This window comes from Streptomyces morookaense, from assembly GCF_013030945.1.
GTDB classification, from domain to species: Bacteria; Actinomycetota; Actinomycetes; order Streptomycetales; family Streptomycetaceae; genus Streptomyces; species Streptomyces morookaensis.
In genome coordinates, this window is record NZ_JABBXF010000140.1 from 1 (window position 1) to 5,003 (window position 5,003).

General features: G+C 47.4%; 6 protein-coding genes and 1 pseudogene. 2 read left to right on the top strand and 5 right to left on the bottom strand.

What is annotated here, in order from left to right; genetic code table 11:
- A partial coding sequence (locus HG542_RS36535) for a DNA methyltransferase (RefSeq protein WP_327758425.1) occupies positions 1–216 on the bottom strand: 216 nt, incomplete at its 3' end.
- A gap of 516 nt (positions 217–732) precedes the next feature.
- Between HG542_RS36535 and parM the strand changes: the two genes are divergently transcribed.
- Together parM and HG542_RS36545 are read left to right on the top strand one after the other, a co-directional pair.
- On the top strand, positions 733–1,695 hold the full coding sequence (gene parM, locus HG542_RS36540) for a plasmid segregation protein ParM (protein ID WP_000959884.1): 963 nt from the start codon (positions 733–735) through the stop codon (positions 1,693–1,695).
- A 2-nt stretch (positions 1,696–1,697) separates the two neighbouring features.
- Positions 1,698–2,048, top strand: coding sequence for a plasmid partitioning/stability family protein (locus tag HG542_RS36545; RefSeq protein WP_000361389.1), 351 nt, complete (start codon positions 1,698–1,700; stop codon positions 2,046–2,048).
- A gap of 122 nt (positions 2,049–2,170) precedes the next feature.
- Here the strand turns inward: HG542_RS36545 and HG542_RS36550 are convergent, their stop codons facing one another.
- The 4 genes and pseudogenes from HG542_RS36550 to HG542_RS36565 form a co-directional block, all read right to left on the bottom strand.
- Positions 2,171–2,452 carry a hypothetical protein gene (locus tag HG542_RS36550; protein ID WP_001333089.1) on the bottom strand — a complete coding sequence of 94 codons (282 nt, stop codon included), beginning with the start codon at positions 2,450–2,452 and terminating at the stop codon, positions 2,171–2,173.
- 198 nt (positions 2,453–2,650) lie between these two features.
- Positions 2,651–3,574 carry an IS5-like element IS903B family transposase gene (locus HG542_RS36555; RefSeq protein WP_012579081.1) on the bottom strand — a complete coding sequence of 308 codons (924 nt, stop codon included), beginning with the start codon at positions 3,572–3,574 and terminating at the stop codon, positions 2,651–2,653.
- A gap of 79 nt (positions 3,575–3,653) precedes the next feature.
- Entirely contained in the window at positions 3,654–4,529 is an 876-nt protein-coding gene (locus HG542_RS36560) for an extended-spectrum class A beta-lactamase CTX-M-65 (protein WP_013188475.1), read from the bottom strand.
- Between the two features lie 249 nt (positions 4,530–4,778).
- A pseudogene (locus HG542_RS36565) lies at positions 4,779–5,003 on the bottom strand (hypothetical protein); the annotation flags it as partial.

Below are 5,003 nucleotides of genomic sequence, written 5' to 3' on the forward strand. Positions count from 1 at the left end.
ATAGAAGCTCACCATTAACGCGTCTTTTTTGAGTACGCGGTACATTTCATTACAGGCTGGTTGCAGCCATTCATCGGTTTTATCGCCGGCGATGGTGCGCCCGGAACGGTCACGGAAACCGACGAGATACGGCGGGTCGGTGAGGATGAAATCGACAGCATTGCCCGGAAACGTGGCCATAACACGCACGCAGTCACCCAGGATAAAACGGGACATAACAGCACTCCTTCTCTTACAGAGGGCACCGGGAGGGCACCCCTGTGGTGCCCGTTCCCCGCTGCCTGTGGGCTGTTCACCGCGTCCGGTAACGGGTCAGGCCGACCGTGGAATACCGCAGCCGTCGTCTTTTTGACGGCGAGGATATGCCGCGAAAGCGGCTTGAAGGGCGTTCATCAGAAAAGGGCGACGGGCTGGCGTACACTGTCACCAACGCCAGCCGGGAGCGGTAAAAGCGCCCGTCCCGTGCCCGGCCGGACGCGGGACACTGACCACAGGCAGCGTTCCTGCCGCGCCGCGTCAGCCGGCGCAGTAAAAAGAGGAGCCCGGCGACATCTTTTGTTACCCGCCAAACAAAACCCAAAAACAACCCATACCCAACCCAATAAAACACCAAAACAAGACAAATAATCATTGATTGATGGTTGAAATGGGGTAAACTTGACAAACAAACCCACTTAAAACCCAAAACATACCCAAACACACACCAAAAAAACACCATAAGGAGTTTTATAAATGTTGGTATTCATTGATGACGGTTCAACAAACATCAAACTACAGTGGCAGGAAAGCGACGGAACAATTAAACAGCACATTAGCCCGAACAGCTTCAAACGCGAGTGGGCAGTCTCTTTTGGTGATAAAAAGGTCTTTAACTACACACTGAACGGCGAACAGTATTCATTTGATCCAATCAGCCCGGATGCTGTAGTCACAACCAATATCGCATGGCAATACAGCGACGTTAATGTCGTTGCAGTGCATCACGCCTTACTGACCAGTGGTCTGCCGGTAAGCGAAGTGGATATTGTTTGCACACTTCCTCTGACAGAGTATTACGACAGAAATAACCAACCCAATACGGAAAATATTGAGCGTAAGAAAGCAAACTTCCGGAAAAAAATTACATTAAATGGCGGGGATACATTCACAATAAAAGATGTAAAAGTCATGCCTGAATCTATACCGGCAGGTTATGAAGTTCTACAAGAACTGGATGAGTTAGATTCTTTATTAATTATAGATCTCGGGGGCACCACATTAGATATTTCTCAGGTAATGGGGAAATTATCGGGGATCAGTAAAATATACGGAGACTCATCTCTTGGTGTCTCTCTGGTTACATCTGCAGTAAAAGATGCCCTTTCTCTTGCGAGAACAAAAGGAAGTAGCTATCTTGCTGACGATATAATCATTCACAGAAAAGATAATAACTATCTGAAGCAACGAATTAATGATGAGAACAAAATATCAATAGTCACCGAAGCAATGAATGAAGCACTTCGTAAACTTGAGCAACGTGTATTAAATACGCTCAATGAATTTTCTGGTTATACTCATGTTATGGTTATAGGCGGTGGCGCAGAATTAATATGCGATGCAGTAAAAAAACACACACAGATTCGTGATGAACGTTTTTTCAAAACCAATAACTCTCAATATGATTTAGTTAACGGTATGTATCTCATAGGTAATTAATGATGGACAAGCGCAGAACCATTGCCTTCAAACTAAATCCAGATGTAAATCAAACAGATAAAATTGTTTGTGATACACTGGACAGTATCCCGCAAGGGGAACGAAGCCGCCTTAACCGGGCCGCACTGACGGCAGGTCTGGCCTTATACAGACAAGATCCCCGGACCCCTTTCCTTTTATGTGAGCTGCTGACGAAAGAAACCACATTTTCAGATATCGTGAATATATTGAGATCGCTATTTCCAAAAGAGATGGCCGATTTTAATTCTTCAATAGTCACTCAATCCTCTTCACAACAAGAGCAAAAAAGTGATGAAGAGACCAAAAAAAATGCGATGAAGCTAATAAATTAATTCAATTATTATTGAGTTCCCTTTATCCACTATCAGGCTGGATAAAGGGAACTCAATCAAGTTATTTTCTTACCAGTCATTACATAATCGTTATTATGAAATAATCGTTTGCACTGTCTCTGTTATTCAGGCAATTTCAATAAAGGCACTTGCTCACGCTCTGTCATTTTCTGAAACTCTTCATGCTGCATTTCGATTTTTCTTCTAAAATCATAACTTGCATACCTGTTCTTTTTATGTATATCCAGATCTATTTTTGTGACGAGTTCAAACCACAATGATAGCACTCCCCATGCAGCGTTATGAAACATTTCCGCAACAGATTTAGAGTCTGTATTAACCGCTTCAGTCATGTAGTCGCTAATACGTTCTGCAGTGATTTTCGTTATTTCATCGTAATTCATTTTATCCCCTACAAGACTATTTAATGGAATGAAAAATATTTGGTCTGATAACAATGCTCCTGAATTAACACCTGCAGGCTATGTTAAAGTTGCCCTCACACACAATCTACCTGTTTTCTCGTGTGTGTCACAGGCGCAATACGGCTTTGTTGAATAAATCAGATTTCGGGTAAGTCTCCCCCGTAGCGGGTTGTGTTTTCAGGCAATACGCACGCTTTCAGGCATACCTGCTTTCGTCATTTTGTTCAGCGCTCGTACCAGGGCCATAGCCTCCGCAACCTGACCATCGTAGTCACGCAGCGTCAGTGAACCCCCGAACAGCTGTTTTACCCGGTACATCGCCGTTTCCGCTATCGAGCGACGGTTGTAATCTGTTGTCCATTTCCACCGCGCATTACTCCCGGTCATTCGCTGATTAGCCACTGCACGGTTACGGTCTGCATATTCACCGGGCCAGTAACCCGCACCTTTTCGGGGCGGGATAAGCGCGCTGATTTTCTTACGCCGCAGTTCATCGTGACAGAGCCGGGTATCGTAAGCTCCATCGGCGGCGGCTGACCTGATTTTCCGGTGGGTTTGCCGGATTAACCCGGGGAAGGCCTCTGAGTCCGTAACGTTGTTCAGCGACAGGTCAGCGCAGATGATTTCATGTGTTTTACTGTCAACTGCCAGATGCAGCTTACGCCATATACGACGGCGTTCCTGGCCATGCTTTTTGACTTTCCACTCGCCTTCACCGAAGACCTTCAGCCCGGTGGAATCAATTACCAGGTGTGCGATTTCACCCCGGGTGGGCGTTTTGAAACTGATATTAACCGACTTTGCCCGCCTGCTGACACAGCTGTAATCCGGGCAGCGTAGCGGAACGTTCATCAGAGAAAAAATGGAATCAATAAAGCCCTGCGCAGCGCGCAGGGTCAGCCTGAATACGCGTTTAATGACCAGCACAGTCGTGATGGCAAGGTCAGAATAGCGCTGAGGTCTGCCTCGTGAAGAAGGTGTTGCTGACTCATACCAGGCCTGAATAGCTTCATCATCCAGCCAGAAAGTTATGGAGCCACGGTTGATGAGGGCTTTATTGTAGGTGGGCCAGTTGGTGATTTTGAACTTTTGCTTTGCCACGGAACGGTCTGCGTTGTCGGGAAGATACGTGATCTGATCCTTCAACTCAGCAAAAGTTCGATTTATTCAACAAAACCAGTTACAGCCCTTCGGCGATGATTCTCGCCGCTGAAGCCAGCACATCGCGGCGGCGCTCTGCGTTCTGTTGCGGCTGGGTAAAATAGGTCACCAGAACCAGCGGCGCACGACCCTGCGGCCAGATCACCGCAATATCATTGGTGGTGCCGTAGTCGCCGCTGCCGGTCTTATCACCCACAGTCCACGACGTCGGTAAGCCGGCCCGAATGCTGGCTGCGCCGGTCGTATTGCCTTTGAGCCACGTCACCAACTGCGCCCGCTGGGTTTCGCCCAGCGCATGACCCAGCGTAAGCTGACGCAACGTCTGCGCCATCGCCCGCGGCGTGGTGGTGTCTCTCGGGTCGCCGGGAATGGCGGTATTCAGCGTAGGTTCAGTGCGATCCAGACGAAACGTCTCATCGCCGATCGCGCGGGCAAAAGCCGTCACGCCTCCCGGGCCACCGAGCTGGGCAATCAATTTGTTCATGGCGGTATTGTCGCTGTACTGCAACGCGGCCGCGCTCAGTTCTGCCAGCGTCATTGTGCCGTTGACGTGTTTTTCGGCAATCGGATTGTAGTTAACCAGATCGGCAGGCTTGATCTCGACAGGCTGATTAAGCAGCTGCTTTTGCGTTTCACTCTGCTTAAGCACCGCCGCGACCGCCATAACTTTACTGGTACTGCACATTGGAAAGCGTTCATCACCGCGATAAAGCACCTGCGTATTATCTGCGGTATCGATGAGCGCGACGCCCAGCCGCCCTCCGCTGCTTTTCTCCAGCGCCGCCAGCTTTTGCTGCACCGCACTCGTCTGCGCATAAAGCGGCGCGCTGCCCAGCAGCAGCGGAATGCACGCCGCCGCCGCGAACATCATCCGTTGCACTCTCTTTGTCACCATCTCAAACTCCCAATACGGTCAATCCGTGTTACATCAGTATTCCCTAAATTCCACGTGTGTTTTTTATTAGCTTCAAAAATCACTATTTCACGAAGAATTTAGACTGCTTCTCACACATTGTAACATTATTTACAACCACCTTTCAATCATTTTTGATAAATCATTGATTTCATCTTTGCTGCAATGATACTTAATAAACTCTGCAAGTTATCCACAGAGCAACACTCAATTTTATTGATGATATTCTTATTATACCAGACATTTTTCATACACTCCCTTGTACGGATAGTTTTCCGACAACTTCATGATTACATATCTTGCGGTTTTGATTATTTTTGCTGCAAGAAATACATACTTCAAACGAAAGGTCTTTATTTGCTGTCTGTATTCTGAAGAGTCCAAGGAATCAAACTTGAACAACAAAAATAGGTTATATGAAATCCGAATGGCACTGTTGCAAATAGTCGGTGGTGA

Excerpts from the sequence above, each read along its gene's own strand:
- parM (WP_000959884.1), top strand. The coding sequence starts at position 733 with ATGTTGGTATTCATTGATGACGGTTCAACAAACATCAAACTACAGTGG.
- HG542_RS36550 (WP_001333089.1), bottom strand. The coding sequence starts at position 2,452 with ATGAATTACGATGAAATAACGAAAATCACTGCAGAACGTATTAGCGAC.
- HG542_RS36545 (WP_000361389.1), top strand. The coding sequence starts at position 1,698 with ATGGACAAGCGCAGAACCATTGCCTTCAAACTAAATCCAGATGTAAAT.
- HG542_RS36560 (WP_013188475.1), bottom strand. The coding sequence starts at position 4,529 with ATGGTGACAAAGAGAGTGCAACGGATGATGTTCGCGGCGGCGGCGTGC.